Source organism: Halomarina rubra (assembly GCF_023699475.1).
Lineage (GTDB): Archaea > Halobacteriota > Halobacteria > Halobacteriales > Haloarculaceae > Halomarina > Halomarina rubra.
On record NZ_JALXFV010000003.1, the window covers coordinates 335,561 to 353,398 of the forward strand.

The window sequence follows — 17,838 nt, forward strand, 5'->3', positions numbered from 1 at the left end:
CAGGACACACGCTCGCTCGGTGGCAACGACAGTCGAACCTGCCCGCATCTACGAACAACACCGAATGCGTCGGTGTGCATGGGCGAGGCATCCACGGCCTCGCCTCGGCCCGCACGCCGCCGGTAGTTTGGGCCGGTCCGGTCGTGCGTGGCGTTCGGGGGTACGCACGCCACCCACAGGGCCGCTTCGGTCGGGGGGTCCGCCCCCGGCGGCCAGCGACCGCCGAGCGACGAGCGTCAGCCCGGCGAATCCGACCCGTCGGCGACCGGCTCCGGCGGTGGGTCAACGCCCTCGGCGGCGTCGGTGTCGGAGCGACCATGCCACGGTGTGTCAAACCGGAAGTCCCACGTACTAACCCTATAACGTGAGACTTCCGGATTGTTACTGTGTAACACACCCGCACCGTTCACCGGGTCGTCGTCGCCGTCAGCCGCCGAATCGGGAGGTTCGGGCAGGTTCACATCGGCGCTCACGTTCGCGGTGTCGAGTGCGTCGTCGTCGCCGGGGGCGTAGCGGTGGGTGCGGCCCGCGCCGCGTTGGGCCAGCACGCCCGCATCGGCCAGCCGTCGAAGGTGGGTCCGGGCCTGTCGCTGGCCCACGTCCACGTCGGGGTGAGCGGCCACGTCGGCGCTCGTCCATCCGTCGTCGCCCTGCTCCTGCTCGTCGGCGAGGTCCCGGCACGCGGCCAGCACGGCCCGCTCGCCCGCGCTCCGGGTGCGAATCACCTCGCCCGTGTCGTGGACCGGCACCCAGTCGGGCAGGGCGGCGGTGTGGACGTAGACCGTCGCGCCACCGCCGTCGCGTCCGAACCGGAGCATGGCTTGGGCGGTCTGTTGCTCGCGCATCTGCCGTAGCACCTCGTCGCCGAAGCCGGACCCGCCGTAGGACAGCCCCATACCGCGATTCTCGGTGTCGCTCCGGTCGGGGGTGTCGAACGTCTCGCCCGCCAGCGCCGTCCACAGCCCGACGTGCGCGTCGCCGAAGTGGCGGGAGCCGAACACGACGCCGAGGCGTTCGCCGACGAGCTTGTTACTACCTATCAGATTCCCGTAATACACATCGGGGTCGGGCAGGAGGTCGGTCGGGTAGTCGCCCGCGTCGGCGGCGGCGTCGAGCGTCGCGCTCACCGCCGCGGAAGTGAGCAGGGCGGGTCGTTCGCCGTGGCGGTCGCGGACGGCCTCGCACAGCGCGGCGACCGTCTCCGGGCGAACCCAGTTGCCCGACGAGACAGGGGCGGCGCTGTCGGTCGTCCGCACGACGGTCATGCCCTGCGTGCCGCGGACGAACGCGGCCTTCTCGTCGTCGGATAGCACGCTCCGGGCGTCGAGGCGGGTTCCGACAGCGGTTTCCCACAGGCCGTGAACGGGCGTGCCGTCGAGGCCGACGAGGCCGTGTGTGTGGCGGTAGTCCGGCGGTCGGAACACGCCGACGCGGCGCTCGTCGCTGTTGGTGAGGCCACGGACAGCGAACCCCCGGCCTCCGGGCAGGGTCGTTCGGGTGAACCCCGGCCCGGCGTCGTGGACGGCGATACCGGCATCGCGGCAGGCCGCCGCGCTGGCGTGGTGGCCGAGCAGGCCGAGCGTCACCGCCGGGCCGTCGGCGTGGCCGCCACCGGGTCGTCCGGCGGCGTCGTCGTCGCGGTCGGTCCCCTCGTCGGCGAACCACGCCAGCGCCTCGCGTACTCGGTCGCCGTCGGGGTCGGCGTCGAGCATGGCCGCCACATCGGCGAACGGGAGGCCGGGCGTCGCCGCGAGGAACGCCGAGGCCGCCCGCCCCGGCGTCCACTCCGCTCCGGCGTCGAACGTCCGGAGGAACGCCGCACCGGGGTACTCGTCAATCACGACGGTCCGGCCTGCTATCACGCGGTCGTTGAGCGCGTGGGTCGGGTGGCCGAGTAGCACGTCGTAGTCCTCGGCGTCGAACCGCCACAGCGCCGAGTAGGGGCACTGGCCGTCGTGGTTGCACGGCAGGGTCGCGCCGAAGTAGTCCTGTGCGTGGGCGTGGATGTTCGCGGGCGTCGCACCCCGGTCGTAGCGGTCGGTGACGCGCGTGAACCAGTCCTCGCCCGCCTCGCCCATGAACGTCGGGCAGAACTCGAACGGAGAGGGTAGCCGTTTCGCCGACAGGTCGAACTCGTCGCACAGCCGTCGAAGCTCGTCATACGTCTCCTCGTTGCCACGTTGGACGAGGACCGTCACCGGCTTGCCCGTCTCCGCGGCGGCGGCCACCACGCTGTAGCTCTTTCCGGCGCTCGGCGGGGCGTCCAACACCACGCGGTCGCCGCGCTGAACCGCGCTCGCCAGCGCGGTCTGTGTCCGCTCGCGCACGGCGTCGAGCGTCAGCCCGTCGTCCTCGCGGCGGTCCGGTTGCAGGTCGCCCCACCGCCGCGCTCGCGGGAGGTCGGGCAACAGCGCCACGTCGGCAGGGCCGCCCACCTCGGCCGTCGCGGTGCCGCCGTCGGTCCGGACGCACTCGGGGATGTCGAAGCCGAGCGAGCGGAGGTGTTCGACCGCTCGCCACCACGCCCGCCCCGTCACGCGGCCCATGACCGTCGCGGGGTCGGTGTCGCCGAGGGCGATGCTCGCCATGACCGCCGGGCCGCCGTAGCCACCGGCCCCGGTGTCCTGCCAGCGGTCGCGGTTGACGATGTTCGCCGTCCCGTTCGCGTTCGGTCCCCACGTCGGGACGAACGCCCGCTCGCCCGCCGAGGTGTTCGCGCCGTCGTTCCATCGGTGGACGATAGTGGCCTCCGCCACGTCGCGGGCGTCGAGTCGTTCCAGCGCGGCGAACACGTCCCGCACGTCCGTCGTCGTCTCGTCGCTGGCGGTGGCCGTCGGTTCGTACTGGTCGGCGTCGAACGTCCGCTCGGTGGCCGTGGTGGCCTGCTCGGCGTCGTCGGTCGCGGCGAAGCCGTGGGCCTCCAGCACGGCGGCCAGCACGTCCTCGGCGACGGGTTCGACCGTCTCCGGCGTCCCGGCGACGTGGCGGCCCGTCAGCCCGAACAGTTTGGTGCCGGTGTATAGCTCCAGCACGGGCGGGTCGTCGTTCGCGCCCCACGATTCGCTGTCGAGTTGGAGCTTCGCCGTCGAGCGCCCGCCGGGCAGGTCGCCCTCGTAGGCGAACGGAGTGTGGAACCCCGAGGCCGACGACGAGAGCGAGGTGTAGGTCGGACCGAGGTGGACGCACAGCGCCCGCGCGACGGGATGCACCGCGCCCGTCTCGGGACAGCGGACGTTATCCCAGTCGCCGAACAGCGTCTCGTCGCCACCGCGCTGAACGTACATCCGCCCGGCGAGGCGAGGGTCGTCCTCGGCCAGCCCGACCGTCTCGCCGTCCACGAGGTTCACGTCGTAGCTCCACTTGAACCGGGCGTCGTGGCCGCACTCGGCGGTCGTCGTCCCGTCCCGGTGGGCGCGACAGGCCGCACAGTCGTCGCGGGCGGCGGCCAGCGTCTCGCTCACGGGGCCGTCGCCGTCGCTCCGGTGGTCCCGGCAGTGGTCTTTCGAGCAGGACAGGTCGGCGTCACGGTCGGCCCACGGGGCGAACCCGCGCTTGCTCGCCGCTGTCCGACCCGTCCACCGCCGTCGAGCGAGTAGTTCGGCGGGCCACGTCGCCGTGTCGGTCGCGCTGAAGTCCGGCCCGACGCGCTCGCTGAACGCGCCGGGGTCGCTCACGACCGACCGCCTCGGTCGGACCGAAGCCGGTAGCCCGCTCGCCCGTTGCCGAGCAACAGGTCGGTGTGACAGCGGTAGCACACCGGAGCGTCGTCAACGCGGCGGCCCGTCGTCGCCGGTCGGCCACACACCGAGCAGACAGCGGCGTGGAGTGCGCGGCGACAGGGAACGCACACGAGCAGTTGCCCCACGCCGCTGTCGGTCTGTTCGTTCACGGGGTCTAACTCGTCGGCGGCCCCGGCGAGGCCACAGCACGCACACACCGGCCCGTCGGGTCGAACCGCGCGGGAGTGCGCGGTCACGCGCTCGTCACCTCCGGGTCAGCGTCGTCAACGGTCGCTCCTCGCGTTTCCGTTAGGTAGGCGTCGAACCATTCTCGGGCGTAGGCCAGCGTCTCGTCGTCGGCGCGGCGGATAGGGAACCCCGCGTCGCGGACGGCGATGCCATGGTGCCGAAGCCAGCGCGTTACCGACATGGCGTTACACCCCAACAGCTCGCCGAGTTGTGCCGTCGAGAGTCCGAGCGTCCCGTACAACGTCCGTAGAACGCGCTCGTCGCGGTACGGTTCGTTACCCCAAAGGTGGTCGTTGTGACCGATGCTGTGGTCGCTGGCAGGGACGACGGCGAGGTTATCGGCGACGTTCAGCGCGTCGTTGATGATGAACTGTTCGTGCGTGGATAACCGCGCTGGCGGGTTGGTCCATACGGGCGACAGGTGGTGGACGTGGTAGCCGTCGTCAGCGAGAACGCGGTAGGGGTCCGCGCCGTCGGCGATAGCGAGCAGGTGGTGGTGTGCTATCCGGTCCTTTTCGTGGCCGCACACCGACCCGAACATAGGATAGCCCCGCGGGGCCACTCGCCACACATCCGGGCCGAGGCGAAGCGATTCGCCGGTCGTTCGCCGGTCTATCTCGGCGTCCTCCAACGCGCTCAGGACCGTTTTCTCAGCTACACCGAATCTCTCCCCGATTTCAGCCGCCGTGAGCTTCTGTTCGACGTACAACACGTGGAGAACGTCGGGGTCGCGGTGCGGCGGGTCGTACTCGTCGCACGTCGATTGGTGGCCGGTGAGCGCGGGGCGAGAGTCGAACGCCCGCCCGCACGGACACTCGTGGGTCGCCGTGAACGCGTCGAGCGACGCCTGCTCGGCGTCACCGGAACGCTCGCCGTTCCGGTTGGCGGACGAGACGGTCGTCTCGTCAGCGTCGCCAGCACGCTGGCCGTCGTCGCTCATCGGCCTGCCTCCTCGCACCGTCCGACAACCACCTCCAGCAACGGCCCGTCGCCGTAGCCGGGTTCGGCCCGGACGCTCACGACCCGCGCGTCGAACGCGTCGAGTGTGTAGGTCATGAGACGCGGGAGCGTCGTCGTGTGGTCCTCACCGCGGACGATGAAGAATCGCACCGTGCCGTCGGGGTAGAGGTCCACTACCTCGTCCACGCCGTCGTGGACGGTGAGCGCCCGCGCTAACTCGTAGCACGGGTGGGCACGTGCCTCGGGCGGGGCGGGGAGGATGGTGCGAAGTTCCACCACGTCGGGGCCGAAGGGTCCCCCGTCGGCCTGCTCCGGACAACGGGGTGGGTGTTCGGTCCCCCGTTCGTCGCCGCTCCGGGACGTAATGTGTATGTGCGACCGGGATGCTCTCAGGCGGCCCGGCGATGACGTACGTCCCCGCCATCAGGGGGTCGCCGACGAACCTCGTCGCGTTCGTCGGCTACCAGGTCGAGGGGACGACCGGCCGGCGCGTGCTGGAGCGCGGCCGCGGCGAGTTCGACGGCCGCGTCCTCCCCGTCAGCGCCCGCACGGAGCTGTTCGAACTGTCGGCCCACGCCGACCGCGAGGGGCTTCGCGGGTTCCTCGCCGACTACGAGGACGCGACGGTGCTGGTCAACCACGGCGACCGCTGTGCGTGGTTCGCCGAGCAGTTGCGCACCGAGGGGTACGACGCGCACGCCCCGGAGTTGGGCGAGACGCTCGCGGTGTAGAGGGCGGCCGTCCTATCATCGCAGCGACCGCTCGGACGCACACGGACCACTCGGCCGCCGCCACACCCTCACCCCGCCGCGTCGGCGACCGGGTCCTCCCAGAGGAGGAGGACGCTCGCGCCCACGACGAGCACGCCGCCCGCGACGCCCAGCGCGAACAGCGGCGAGACGACGTCGGAGACGACGCCGCTGCCGAGTTGGAACGGGACGACCGCCAGACCGCTGACCATCGCCATCGCGCTCAACACGGTGGCGCGGGCCAGCGAGTCGATGCGGTCGTTGACGTACTGACCGGCGAACGAGCGCGTGACGTCCGAGACACCGCGAATCAACAGGAACGTCGGCAGCGCCAGCAGCGGGAGGAAGTACATCCCGACCAGCGCCCCGCCGACGGCGAACGGGAGGACCTGGAACCACGTCCGCAGGCCGACGGTCTCCCGGATGGCTCCGGTGTAGTAGCTCAACAGCGCGCCGACGAGGCTGTACGCCGCGTAGAACCACCCCAGCAGCGACTCGACGCGTGGCTCGGCGACCCCCAGGTCGAGCACGACGGTCTCGAATATGGGCTGGAGGAAGACGAACACGAGGTAGGTAATCGCGGCGTAGAGCACGTAGTAGTAGAGCAGGAACGCCCGGAGGCGACGGCGCGCGAGCACGTCTCGGACGATGCCGGCCGTCCGGCGCAGGCTCAGGTCGGCGCTCGCCGTCTCCTCGTACGTCTCCGGTTCGTCGAGCGTGAGCAGGACGAGGACGCCGCCGCTCGTCACGCCCGCGGCCACGAACCACGGGTACGAGAGGTCGACGCTGCCGAGGTACCCCCCGAGCACCGCCGCGCCCGCGCCGACCGCCAGCGACACCGACTCCCCGCGCCCCCGGACGTGGGCGAACTCGTCGGCCGAGAGGTCGTCGGTGAGCGTGTCGTAGAGCCAGGCGTCCTCGCTTCCCGAGCGGAAGTTGTAGCCCATCGACCAGCAGACGTACAGCACCGCCAGCGGGAGGAAGGAGTTCGAGAGGCCGATACCGACCAGCGTCAGCGCGATGAGCGACGTCCCGACGAGCAGGCTGTTGCGCCGACCCACCCGGTCACCGACGTAGCCCGTCGGAATCTCGCCGAACAGCGTCGTCAGGTTGTACAGCACCTCCAGCACCGCGATTTCGGTGAACGTCAACCCCTGGGCGAGGAAGAAGAGGTACATCACCGGCCGGTAGAACTCGACCGCCTTCGTCGACTTGTAGAGGTAGTACTTCAGGACGGCCCCGGAGACCGGCCGGGAGAGACCGCCCACGTCGCGCGCTGCCATCTGTGTACGGCCCGACGACGAACGGACGATTACGTCCTGTTATGACCGATTCGACGACACGTGCATAACTCGACGACGCGTGCACGACCCGTCGCCCGCGCGGACGACCCGGCTCACCGCTCGGCGCGGTAGCGTTCGTTGAGCAGGTCGACCGTCCGGTCGACGTGGCCGGCGGGGACGTAGACGAACGGGATGGAGCGGTCGAACGCCCGGTCGCCGTAGAGACCGTACGCGCCGACCGACTGGGTGCGGCCGTTGTGCGCCAGCGGGATGTCCTTCAACTCGGCGGGTTCGTACTCCGGGACGTACGAGCGTTCGATCCACACCTCGTGGGCCGGCACGTCGAGTTCGTCGGCGAGGTGGGCTTCGAGGCGCTCGTCGTTGGCGAGCAGCCAGCGGGTGTAGTCGTCGACGGCGCGTTCGTCCTCGGCGGCGACGACGTCGGCGTACCCCAGGCGGTGTTTCCAGCAGGACTCGGCGAACCGACGGGTCCGGTAGCGCTCGTAGAGGTCGGCGAACGCCTCGCTGGGCGGGTCCGCGGCCGCCCGTCGGAACCGGTCGAGGACGGCGTGGTCGTCCAGGTCGTCGTCGAGGACCGCGTCGACGGTGATGAGGCGTTCGTCGGTGTGGGCGGCCAACTCGTCGAGCAGGCGGCGGACGAGCACGTTCGCGTACACCGACTTGTGGTGCTGGGTGACCCACATGTACAGCGAGATGCGTCCTTCGAGGTAGTTGCCGATGGTGCTCAGCGCCTTCTCCGAGAGCGCGAGGCCGGCGTCGGGGTGGGCGGTGTAGGCGGCGACCATCCGCTCGGTGTCGACGTTGAGGACGTTCGCGCCCGTCATGTGGTCGTCGCGGATGATGTAGTCCAGGCGGTCGACGTCGATGGGCGAGTGGAGCAGTTCGGCGGCGACGCCGTGTTGCCAGTGGTCGCCGGCCTCGTAGCGCAGGCTCCAGCCCAGCACGTACGCACACACCTCGTGGGGGTCGACGCCGAACGACGCGATGGCGTCGGCGTAGTGGTCGAGCACGGTGACACAGCCGAGCAGTTCGTGGGGGTTCGCCCGTCGGACGGGAACCGGGAGTCCCTCGACGCTCGGGACGCCACAGCGCTCGAACGCCGCGACGAGACCGTGGTCGCGGAGGCGCTCGCGCAACGCGTCGGCGTCGAGGTGCCGTTCGCCGAGGTGGGACAGCGGCGGGTGACCGACGTCGTGGAGCAGGCAGGCGAACGCCAGCGTCCGCTCGATAGTGTCGAGTTCGTCGTTCCCGATACCGTCGGTGAAGTACGACTGGGTGCGGAGGTTCTCGAAGACGCGCTGGCCGAGGTGGTAGACGCCAAGCGAGTGTTCGAACCGGGTGTGGGTCGCGCCGGGGTAGACGAGGTGGGTCGCCGAGAGCTGGCGGACGCGACGCAGGCGCTGGAACGGTGCGGTGTCGACGACGCGTTCGACGATTCGCTCGTCGAGGTCGACGTAGCCGTGGACTGGGTCTTTGAACTGTCGAGTCATGGATGGGGGTCGTCGGTGAGAGCGTCGCCGCGAGGCGACCGCGTGCGTTCGTTGTGGTTCGCGAACGCTCCGATTACCGAACGCAGTAGTTCGGCGAGTGAGGCTCTTTCGGTCGCCGGAGACCCCGAACGAGCCACGAGTACCGTTCGGACCCGCCGGGAAAGCGCGTATCGTGTCAGCACACGAAAGGGAGCCATGGTCGAGTACACCGACCCCGACCTGAACGAGGACGAGCGGGCGGCGTTGCACAACCTCCAGATCGGTATCGAGAAGTTCTACCGCGGCTACGGCGCGCTGTTGGAGTGGCACCACCTCGTCGGCGGCGGGATGGACTACTTCGCCGAGGCCGAGGCGCAACTGCGCGCGGCCGGCCACACCGAGTTCGCCGACACGCTCCGGGACGTCCACCTCCCGGTGGGAGCCATCGAAGACCGCTGGACGTACGAACTGGTCGACCAGTTCCGGGCGGAGTTCCTCGCGGACGTGACGGCGTTCGAGGGCGACGTCCGGGAGGCGCTCGCCGACGGCTCACCACACGTCACCGAGCGTCGGCAACAACGGGAGTGGCGCGAGCGCGCCGAACGCGACGACCGACCCCCGGAGTGAGTGCGGGTCCCGGTCGCTGCGCTCCCGAGACCCGCGCCGAGGCGGGTCGGCCGTCAGCGGTCACTCCGCCCGCGCGGCGTCGACCGCGTCGGCCTCCTCTTCGAGCGCCGCGGCGACCCGGCGGGCCTCCTCGGGTGAGAGCCTCACGCGGTCGGCGTGGGGCGGGAGGTGCTCCAGCGTCGTCCCGTCGAGTTCGAGTGCGAGCGTGACGTGGTCGGGGTCGTTTCGCGGCGTGCTCACGTCGAGGACGCCGTCGGTCTCCTCGGTGAAGTCGTGACCCTCCGCCTCGGCGGCGACCAGGTCGAGCGTCGTGTAGGCCGTGACGCTCAGGATTCGCTCGGCCATCAGTCGTCGCTCGGGGCGGTCCCGGGGATGGTCTCCTCGTCGTAGGGGTACCACGCCTGTTTCGTGTTGTGCATCATCGGGTCGTCGTAGCTCGTCTCCATCGGTTCGGCGAGAGCCTTCAGCCCCTCCTCGCCGTCGCTCTCGGAGACGCGCGTGACGAACTCGCGGAACGATTCGACGCCCTCCTCGCGGTCCTCTCGCTCGGCCTCGTAGGTCGCGAGCAGGTTCTCGACGTAGCCCGGCACCTCGTCGGCGGGCACGCGCATCTCGACCCACTCGGCGAACTGCGGGTTCTCCCCGAGGCCGCCACCGAGACCGACGTCGAACGCCTCGACCGGCTCGCCGTCCTTGCGGGTCTTCATCCCGCGGAGGGAGACGTCCGCTATCTGGGGTTGGGCGCAGGAGGCGGTACAGCCAGAGAGGTGGATGTGGAACTCCTCGACGCCGTCGGGGAGGTCGACGGTGTCTCGAAGGTGACGAGCGTAGCGGACCATCCGGTTTTTCGTCTCCGTGATGGCCAGCCCACAGAACTCCGTGCCCGTACAGGCGATGGAGCCGCGCATGAACGGGTGGGGGTCGGGCGAGTAGTCCTCGAACAGCGGGTCGTCGAGGAACTCGTCGACGTCGTCCTCGGGGACGTCCGCGACGACGACGTTCTGGCGCTGGGTCAGCCCGACGAGTTCGCTGCCGTACTCCGCGGCGCGGTCGGCGAGTTCGACGACGTCCTCGGCGGCCATCCGACCCGTGAGGACCGAGAGACCGACGAATCGTTTGTCGGGGTCGTTCTGTTCGTGAATCCCGACGTAGTCACCCGGCGCGTCGGTGCGTCCGGCGTTGTAGTCGTACTGGTGGCGCAGGTCCTCGCCCGCCGTGGGGAGGTCGTACTCGACGTACTCCTCCTGGAGGACGCGGCGGAACTTCTCCGCGCCCCACTCGTCGACGAGGAACTTCACGCGGGCGTTGAACCGGTTGTCGCGGTCGCCGTGGTCCCGGAACAGCGCGGAGACGCCCGCCGAGACGGCGGTCATCTCCTCGGGCGTGCAGAACACGTCGAGGTCGCGGGCGAAGCGTGGCTCCTTGCGAGCGAGTCCGCCGCCGACGCGGACGTTGAACCCGTCGACGCGTTCGCCGTCGACCTCCTTCGTGGCCGGTTCGAACGCGAGGTCGTTGATGTCGCCCTGGCCCGCGCCGCGGGTGTCGCCCGTCACCGACACCTTCCACTTCCGGGGGAGGTTGGAGTGAGCGGGGTTGCCCTTGAACTCCTCGTTGAGTTCCTGGACGAGCGGCCAGACGTCGAGGTGCTCGTCGGCGTCGCGGCCCGCGACGGGCGAACCGACGATGTTGCGCCAGGAGTCCCCGCAGGCCTGGATGGTCGAGAGACCGACCTCGTCGAGGCGGTCGAAGATGGCCGGGATGTCCTCCAGTCGAATCCAGTGCAGTTGGATGGACTGGCGGGTCGTGAAGTCGGCCCACGCGTCCCCGAACTCGGGGTTGTCGACGGGACCGCTCGCGTACTCGCGGGCGAGTTCGCCGACCACGCGCAGTTGCTCGGGCGTGAGTCGACCCATCGGTACCCCGACGCGCAGCATGAAGTTGCCCTCCTGGCCCGACCGCTGGTGGTACAGCCCCCACCACTTGAAGCGCTCGAACCACGCGTCGTGTTCGTCCTCGGGGATGGCCTCGAAGCCACCCTCCTCGGCGAACCGACGGAGGTGGTCGCGAACCTCGACCCCGTACACCTCGTCTTTCCACCCTTCGACCTTCGACGGCATTACCCCTCGTCCGTGACTCCGGGGTAAACCCCCGTGGCTCGCGTCAAGCGTGGCGGTGACTCCCGCCATCCGGAGCATGTTGCCGGGAGCTGTCGGGACGGTTCGGCGCGGCGGCCGGCGAGGAGGAGCCACCGTCCCGTCCGCCCGACCCCAGCGGACGGGAACGCTCGGGCGAGTCGGGCGTCGCCCGTCTGCGAGGGCGACGTCGCCCACCCAGATAGCGGCAACCGTTGCCCAGAGACGGCAGCACGGGCCAACGTTACGGGTGAGAGCGAGGTTAAACGAGGGCGAGACGTAGGGCGGGCGATGACCGAGACCGAGTCGTCGGGTGCGTCGGTCGCACCCGCGGACGTCGCACCGGAGTTGTACGAGGAGGACACAGAGTGACCGAACAGCGTAGCGAATCGCGCGAGTCCGGCCGTGGCGAGTCCCGAACGGAGCGAGACGAGGACGAAGAGATCGACACGAGCCACCTGGACGGCCTCGAGGACGGCTGTGGCTGTGCGGAGGTGATGGACCACCTCTCCGAGCAGCGCGAGGAGTAGCCCGGGGCTGACGGGACGGGAGACCACCGCCCGGACGCCCCGGCCAGGACGCCGAACCGTCCCGACCGCTGCACGACCGCGCGACGCTTTTAGACTCCCCCGCCCAGAGACGGAACGATGAGCGAGGACGACGTGCCCGCGGCCGACCGGAAGTCGCCAGTCGGGCGACCGGTCGTCCGTGGCGACCCCGACCTGATGGGCCCGCGGGCACAGCGCGCCGTCCAGTTCGACCCCGACGACCCGGAGAGCCTCGACCGGGCCGCCCGCGTCGTCCACGCGTTCGCCACCGAGAACGCCGGGGCCGCCGACAACGTCTACATGCTCCGGGGCGCGGCCGCCTGTGCCGCGCTCGTCCGTGGGGAGGGTTCGTACAAGGCCGCCGCCGAACGCGCGGGCGAGGGCGTCACAGTCGCGTTCATCCGCAAGTGGGCGCGGGTCCACGACCTGCCGCGGATGGTCCGCGAGTGCGTCGCGACGGGGCGCATCGCGCCGACGGCCGCCAAACACATCGCCCGCGTCCGTGGCGAAGCGCGCTACCACCTCGCGTGGGCCGTCCTCGACCACGGCCTGACGGTCCGGGACGTCCGGAGCGTCGCCAGCGCCATCAACGACGGGCAGAGCGTCGAGACCGCACTCGCCGCCCAGGACGTCGCCGTGGGCGACATCACCCTCTCGCTGGACGCCGAGAGCTACCGGGACCTGCGCTGGCGGGCCGCGCGTCGCGGCGTCGACCCCGAGGACGTCGTCGCCGATGCGCTCGCCGAACTCGACCCGTTGGAGGAGTAGCGTGGTTCGAACCTGAGTGAGAACCACGGACAACCGAGCGGCGACAGCCGAAAGTCGCGAGAGAGACTGGTGGAGACGAACTGAAACGACTCAGGAGAGGTATCGCTCGGCCGCCGTCGCGAGCGTCGCGCCCGCGGTCAGCACCTCCGCCCACTCGACGGTCTCGTTCGGGAAGTGCGCCTGGTCGATGGTGCCCGGCCCGAACAGCACCGTCGGGACGCCGGCGTCGATGTAGTGGCGCGCGTCCGCACCGTAGGTGACGCCGAGCGGGTCGGTGCCGGCCAGTCCGTGCTCGGTCATCGACGCCTGGACCGACTCGACGACCGGTTCGTCGGGTGCGATCTCGCTCGCCTCGAACTGGATACCGAGTCGCTCGACCGACAGCGCGTCGGGCCACCCCGCCTCGCGGGCGGTCGCGGCGAGGCGCTCCCGGACGGTCGACTCCACTTCGGCGACGGTCTCGCCGGGCGCGACGCCGACGCGGAGTTCGGCGGTGAGGCGCGCGGGGACCGTCGACGCCCACTCGCCAGCCTCGACGGTCCCGACGACGAGGGGCCACGGTGTCGGAAACCGCTCGTACAGCGGGTGCGTCACCGTGTCGGTGCGTTCGGTCTCTAGCGCGCGCAGTGCGTCGTGGACGACCTCGAAGCGGTCGAGGGCGCTCGCGCCGCGCCAGGCAGTCGCGGCGTGGGCCGACCGCCCGCGGACGTCGAGACGTACCATCAGGCTCCCCTCGCTGGCGACGACCGGCCGGAGTTCGGTCGGTTCGGCGACGATGGCGGCGTCGCGCTCGCCGGGGTACGGCGCGTCGAGCGCGCTCGCGGCCGCTCCGATGCCGCCCTCTTCCTCGCCGGCGACGCACTCGACGACGATGCGACCGTCGAGGTCCACTTCGCCCGCCTCGACACGGTCGGCGAGGTACCGCGCGGCGTAGACGCACGCGGCGACCCCCGACTTCATGTCCGCCGCACCGCGAGCGGTCAGTCGCCCTCCGTCCTCGGACCACGTCGGCGTGAACGGGTCGCTGTGCCACGCGCCGTCGGCCGACGGTCCGTCCGTGTCTGCATCACCGTCGCTCGCGTCGCTCGCGGGCACCACGTCGACGTGGCCGTTCAACAGGAGCGTCCGCCCCTCGCCCGAGCCGAGTTCGAGCACGCCGGCGACGCTGGGGCGACCTGCCGTCGCTATCTCGGCCGGGGTGTCCGGGAACGACGGGTGGCCGGCCAACCGCTCGGGGTCGGCCTCCCACTCGTCGGTCTCGAAGCCGAGGGCGTCGAGGTGACCCCGGACGAACGACTGCACGCCCGCCTCCGCACCCGGTGTCGACTCGAAGGAGACGAGACGCTCGACGAACGCTCGCAGGTCCTCGCCGTACCGCTCCGTGAACCCAGCCGAGAGGTCGGTCATCGGCCGACGATGGACCGGCCAGCGACAAGAGCGTTCGCTATCGTTCCACACGAAACCGAGGGGGTGTTCGGGCGGCGCGACCGCTGCTCGTTCGAGCACCCGGAGTAGAAACGGGCTGAGAGGGATTTGAACCACAGTCGCTCACTGTCGTTCGCTTCCTGATTCAAATCCTCTGTGGCGTTTTCACTGCTCACAGTGTTCGCAGGAAAACGGGCTGAGAGGGATTTGAACCCCCGACCGTCTGGTTAAAAGCCAGACGCTCTCCCTAACTGAGCTATCAGCCCTCACCACGACTACCCCCGCTCGTCGCTAAACCGTTACGGTTGACGCGGCCGGAGAGCGTCGGCCGACCCGACGGACCACGTCAGACAGTCCGGTCAGCCCCGGACGGGGAGGAACGCGAGACCGATGACGAGCATCCCGGCGATGGAGCAGATGACGAGGACGTTCCAGAGACCGGTGATGCGGTCGTGGTACGACTCCTGGGTCGCCGCCTGCTGGGAGTACTCGGTGTAGTTCGAGCCGAACTGGGCCGAGACGCTGGTGTCGTTGCCGTGGCCCTCGGTCTGGAGGTTCACGACGCGCTGGTCACCGTTCGCGAGGGTGACGTTCGCGCCGGACTCGAGTTCGGCCGTGTTGTACTGCGGTGCCGTGTACTCGATGACGGCCGACTCGTTGGTGACGTTCGCGACGGTCGCGCTGACGTTCAGCGTCTTCGAGTCGCTGAACGTGTCGATCTCGATCTGTAGCTGGAAGCTGTCACCCTCCTGGACGCGGGTCTGCTCCGCGCGCGGGAGGTACTCGCTCAGCGGGACGAACGACCCGTTCGAGCGGTACCGGACGAACGCCTGGCCCTCGGAGGTGACCGTCTCGTTGTACACCGCCGAGTCGGACTCCAGAGTGGCGGCGAGGTCCGTCGTGTTCGTGAACACGAGCGTGTTCTCCGCCGGGACGTAGAGCGAACTCGACCCGTTGGACTGGTTCGACTGCTGGGCGGGGACGCTCGGTCCCGCCGACGACCCGTTCGAGGCGTTGGCGGCGTTCGCACCGCTGCTCGCGTTCGACCCGTTACCCGCGGTCGGGGCAGGGGTGGCCGTTCCGGCAGAGACGTTCGCTCCGCCACCCGACGCGTTGGTCGCGTTCGGTGCAGCCGTTCCCGTGGTGTTCCCACCCGACGCGTTGCCGCTGTCGTTCCCGCTGCTCATCGCCTGCCCGGCGCTGGCGTACGGGATGACGCCGCCGCTGGCGTTGACGTACGCCGCGTCGAGGTTCGGCGAGACACCCGTCGTCACGAGGTACGTCCCGTTGAACACCTCGGCAGCCGTCCCGTTGTCGTAGGTCTGGTTCTGCGCGACCTCCGGAACGTACCACTGGAGCGTGCCGGCCGCGGTCGCGCCACCGCCACCACCGCCGTGGCCGCCACCACCACCACCCTCGGACATCTCCGTGAGCACTCGGTACTCCTGGCCGTCTTCGGTGAAGTTCGTACCGTTCCCGTACGCCTGCTCGTTCGGCAACTCGATCGCCGGCTCCTCGGCGACCGAGATGACGGAGTACGCACTCGCCCCCATCACGAGGAAGAAGACGAAGAGGACCGCCGCTGCTCGTCGTTGCATACATCACGCGAAGATAGCGCGGCCTATATCGATTGCGTTCTCCTCGACGACACTGCCCCGCTCCCCGTGACACGGTTCTCGACCAGTGACCGGACGCTGCGCCCCCACGCACAGGCGACACCGGCCACGCTCGTGTGTGACCCGCCAACAGCCCGCCCTCGCCCCCTCGCGGACGACTCTTCGGCCCGTCGACCCCCGGAGTCGACCGGGGAGAGTCGGGGTCGACAGCCGACCTCGTCTCGGTCCGTACGGTGTCGCCACTCGTGGACGGCCAGTAAACGCGACGAACGATCCGACTGCAACGGCCGACGACGGGTCGTGACGGTCGGCCACGGAACGGGACCGCTCTGTGATACGTGTGTGTCGTCCGACGACGCGACCGTTGTTCGACGTCGGATACGAAGGAGAGCCAAGGGCCGGATTCGAACCGGCGTGATCTCGCTCTGCAGGCGAGTACGTATGGCCAGACTCTGTCACCTTGGCGCGCGGCTGTCTCTACCGGGAGCGCGTGAATAAGGGTAGCGGTCTGGTGTGACCACTTCCCGAACCAAATACGAAAAGCGGCCGCACTGCGATAGTGCGGCCGCTCTCGGTTGGATGAATACGGAATGAATGGTAGGCGGCGAACCACCAGCTGCGGGCGTCGACAGACCGATCTCCGATTCCACCGGGACGAACCCTGCGTGTACTACGGATCACGGTCCTCGGCCCGTGCTTGGCCACCCTTGCGGGTCAGTTTTCCCAGAGACTCTCGTACTCCAGTACTCGCTGGAACGCTGGCAGGCTTATCTTCCGTGTTCGGGATGGGTACGGGAGTCGCCCTGCCGCTGTGGCCGCCTTAACGCCGACTCGCGGAATCGAACCGCGTGTGGGTAAGGACCACCGTCGGTCAGTGTACGTGCAATCCAGTTAACGCCTGGACCCGTTTACGGGACCAGTGCAGATGATTGTGTGGCTTCGATCGTTTAGTACTCGCGGGCTGAACACCTCGTTACCTTGGTGCGTACACCCCGAGTCTATCGAACTCGTCTTCTACGAGCGATCTCAACGGTACCTCTTTTCCATGTGGGTTTCGAGCTTAGATGCGTTCAGCTCTTACCCCTTGTTGCGTAGCTGCCCGGCACGTGCCCTCTCGGACAACCGGTACACCAGTGGCAACCATTCGTAGTTCCTCTCGTACTATACGAACGTTCACGTCAGGTACCAAAACACCCCCAATAGATAGCAGCCGACCTGTCTCACGACGGTCTAAACCCAGCTCACGACCTCCTTTAATAGGCGAACAACCTCACCCTTGCCCGCTTCTGCACGGGCAGGATGGAGGGAACCGACATCGAGGTAGCAAGCCACCGGGTCGATATGTGCTCTTGCCGGTGACGACTCTGTTATCCCTAAGGTAGCTTTTCTGTCACTTATGGCCCGCATCGGGCGGGCACATAAGATCGCTAGACCGCGCTTTCGCGTCAGCGTCGCTCGTTAGGCACGACACTGTCAGCCCATCTTTTGCTCTTGCGCTCTTCTCCGGATTCCTGACCCGGATGAGATGGACTTAGGGCGCGCTCGATATCTTTTCGAGCGCGTACCGCCCCAGTCAAACTGCCCGGCTATCGGTGTCCTCCTCCCGGAGTGAGAGTCACAGTCACTAACGGGTAGTATTTCACTGATGCCTCGGTGGCCCGCTAGCGCGGGTACCTGTGTAATGGCTCCTACCTATGCTGCACATTAGCGACCATGTCTCAGCGACAGCCTGCAGTAAAGCTCTATAGGGTCTTCGCTTCCCCTTGGGGGTCTCCAGACTCCGCACTGGAACGTACAGTTCACCGGGCCCAACGTTGGGACAGTGACGCTCTCGTTGATCCATTCATGCAAGCCGCTACTGAAGCGGCAAGGTACTACGCTACCTTAAGAGGGTCATAGTTACCCCCGCCGTTGACGGGTCCTTCGTCCTATTGTACTAGGTGTTCAGATACCCGCACTGGGCAGGATTCAGTGACTGTACGAGTCCTTTCGGATTTGCAGTCACCTATGTTGTTACTAGACAGTCGGAGCGTCCTAGACTCTGCGACCTGCCTCTTTCCGAGGCAGGCATCCCTTATCGCGAACTTACGGGACTAATTTGCCGAATTCCCTAACGTCGGTTTGACCCGACAGGCCTTGGCTTTCTCCGCCACGGACACCTGTGTCGGTTCTTGGTACGGATTCCGTACTTGCTTTTTCACGGGCCCCAGGTTGACCAGATTTTCACTATCTCGCCGTTCATCCGCTTCGTGCCATTACGGCTTCCACGGAT

Annotated in this window: 13 protein-coding genes, 2 tRNA genes, 2 rRNA genes and 1 pseudogene (1 of these 18 running past the window's edge); 4 read left to right on the forward strand and 14 right to left on the reverse strand. The window is 68.7% G+C overall.

Going from position 1 to position 17,838, the window contains the following annotated elements; translation table 11 throughout:
* Nucleotides 1–236 precede the first annotated feature (236 nt).
* The 4 genes from M1L36_RS06980 to M1L36_RS06995 are packed head-to-tail and all read right to left on the reverse strand — an operon-like array spanning nt 237 to nt 5,204.
* A complete protein-coding gene (locus M1L36_RS06980) occupies nt 237–3,674 on the reverse strand; it encodes a winged helix-turn-helix domain-containing protein (protein WP_250873004.1) in 3,438 nt (1,145 codons plus the stop codon).
* Nucleotides 3,671–3,976 (reverse strand): hypothetical protein, encoded by a 306-nt coding sequence (locus tag M1L36_RS06985; protein WP_250873005.1) that lies wholly within the window; start codon nt 3,974–3,976, stop codon nt 3,671–3,673. Before M1L36_RS06985 ends, M1L36_RS06980 begins: the two co-directional genes overlap by 4 nt.
* Nucleotides 3,973–4,908, reverse strand: a complete 936-nt coding sequence (locus tag M1L36_RS06990; RefSeq protein ID WP_250873006.1) for a hypothetical protein — start codon at nt 4,906–4,908, stop codon at nt 3,973–3,975. Before M1L36_RS06990 ends, M1L36_RS06985 begins: the two co-directional genes overlap by 4 nt.
* A complete protein-coding gene (locus M1L36_RS06995) occupies nt 4,905–5,204 on the reverse strand; it encodes a hypothetical protein (protein WP_250873007.1) in 300 nt (99 codons plus the stop codon). Before M1L36_RS06995 ends, M1L36_RS06990 begins: the two co-directional genes overlap by 4 nt.
* 92 nt (nt 5,205–5,296) lie before the next feature.
* On the opposite strand from M1L36_RS06995, the pseudogene M1L36_RS07000 reads away from it, so the two are divergent.
* Nucleotides 5,297–5,659: pseudogene (locus tag M1L36_RS07000) on the forward strand (MBL fold metallo-hydrolase RNA specificity domain-containing protein); the annotation flags it as partial.
* A 68-nt stretch (nt 5,660–5,727) separates the two neighbouring features.
* Here the strand turns inward: M1L36_RS07000 and M1L36_RS07005 are convergent.
* A complete protein-coding gene (locus tag M1L36_RS07005) occupies nt 5,728–6,960 on the reverse strand; it encodes an MFS transporter (protein WP_250873008.1) in 1,233 nt (410 codons plus the stop codon).
* Nucleotides 6,961–7,073: 113 nt separating this feature from the next.
* Nucleotides 7,074–8,471 (reverse strand): HD domain-containing protein, encoded by a 1,398-nt coding sequence (locus M1L36_RS07010; protein WP_250873009.1) that lies wholly within the window; start codon nt 8,469–8,471, stop codon nt 7,074–7,076.
* A gap of 195 nt (nt 8,472–8,666) precedes the next feature.
* Here M1L36_RS07010 and M1L36_RS07015 point away from each other — a divergent pair, with 195 nt between their 5' ends.
* The gene (locus M1L36_RS07015) at nt 8,667–9,077 is read left to right on the forward strand and encodes a hypothetical protein (protein ID WP_250873010.1); all 411 of its coding nucleotides are present in this window, start codon (nt 8,667–8,669) and stop codon (nt 9,075–9,077) included.
* 60 nt (nt 9,078–9,137) lie between these two features.
* On the opposite strand, the gene M1L36_RS07020 is transcribed toward M1L36_RS07015, so the two are convergent.
* Nucleotides 9,138–9,422, reverse strand: coding sequence for a DUF6360 family protein (locus tag M1L36_RS07020; RefSeq protein ID WP_250873011.1), 285 nt, complete (start codon nt 9,420–9,422; stop codon nt 9,138–9,140).
* Nucleotides 9,422–11,194 carry a nitrite/sulfite reductase gene (locus M1L36_RS07025; protein ID WP_250873012.1) on the reverse strand — a complete coding sequence of 591 codons (1,773 nt, stop codon included), beginning with the start codon at nt 11,192–11,194 and terminating at the stop codon, nt 9,422–9,424. Before M1L36_RS07025 ends, M1L36_RS07020 begins: the two co-directional genes overlap by 1 nt.
* Before the next feature lie 383 nt (nt 11,195–11,577).
* On the opposite strand from M1L36_RS07025, the gene M1L36_RS07030 reads away from it, so the two are divergent.
* Both M1L36_RS07030 and M1L36_RS07035 read left to right on the forward strand, forming a co-directional pair.
* Nucleotides 11,578–11,739, forward strand: a complete 162-nt coding sequence (locus tag M1L36_RS07030) for a DUF8595 family protein (protein WP_250873013.1) — start codon at nt 11,578–11,580, stop codon at nt 11,737–11,739.
* Between the two features lie 117 nt (nt 11,740–11,856).
* Nucleotides 11,857–12,525 carry a DUF7119 family protein gene (locus tag M1L36_RS07035; protein ID WP_250873014.1) on the forward strand — a complete coding sequence of 223 codons (669 nt, stop codon included), beginning with the start codon at nt 11,857–11,859 and terminating at the stop codon, nt 12,523–12,525.
* Between the two features lie 90 nt (nt 12,526–12,615).
* Here the strand turns inward: M1L36_RS07035 and M1L36_RS07040 are convergent, their stop codons facing one another.
* The 6 genes from M1L36_RS07040 to M1L36_RS07065 all read right to left on the reverse strand — a co-directional run.
* Nucleotides 12,616–13,932: a M20/M25/M40 family metallo-hydrolase gene (locus tag M1L36_RS07040; protein WP_250873015.1), complete on the reverse strand. Its 1,317-nt coding sequence runs from the start codon at nt 13,930–13,932 to the stop codon at nt 12,616–12,618.
* Nucleotides 13,933–14,142: 210 nt separating this feature from the next.
* A tRNA-Lys gene (locus M1L36_RS07045) sits at nt 14,143–14,216 on the reverse strand.
* A 93-nt stretch (nt 14,217–14,309) separates the two neighbouring features.
* The gene (locus M1L36_RS07050; protein WP_250873016.1) at nt 14,310–15,548 is read right to left on the reverse strand and encodes a DUF8231 family protein; all 1,239 of its coding nucleotides are present in this window, start codon (nt 15,546–15,548) and stop codon (nt 14,310–14,312) included.
* A gap of 407 nt (nt 15,549–15,955) precedes the next feature.
* Nucleotides 15,956–16,031: transfer RNA gene (locus M1L36_RS07055), tRNA-Cys, on the reverse strand.
* A 239-nt stretch (nt 16,032–16,270) separates the two neighbouring features.
* Nucleotides 16,271–16,389, reverse strand: a 5S ribosomal RNA gene (gene rrf, locus M1L36_RS07060).
* A 105-nt stretch (nt 16,390–16,494) separates the two neighbouring features.
* Nucleotides 16,495–17,838: ribosomal RNA gene (locus M1L36_RS07065) — 23S ribosomal RNA — on the reverse strand (it continues 1,567 nt past the right edge of the window).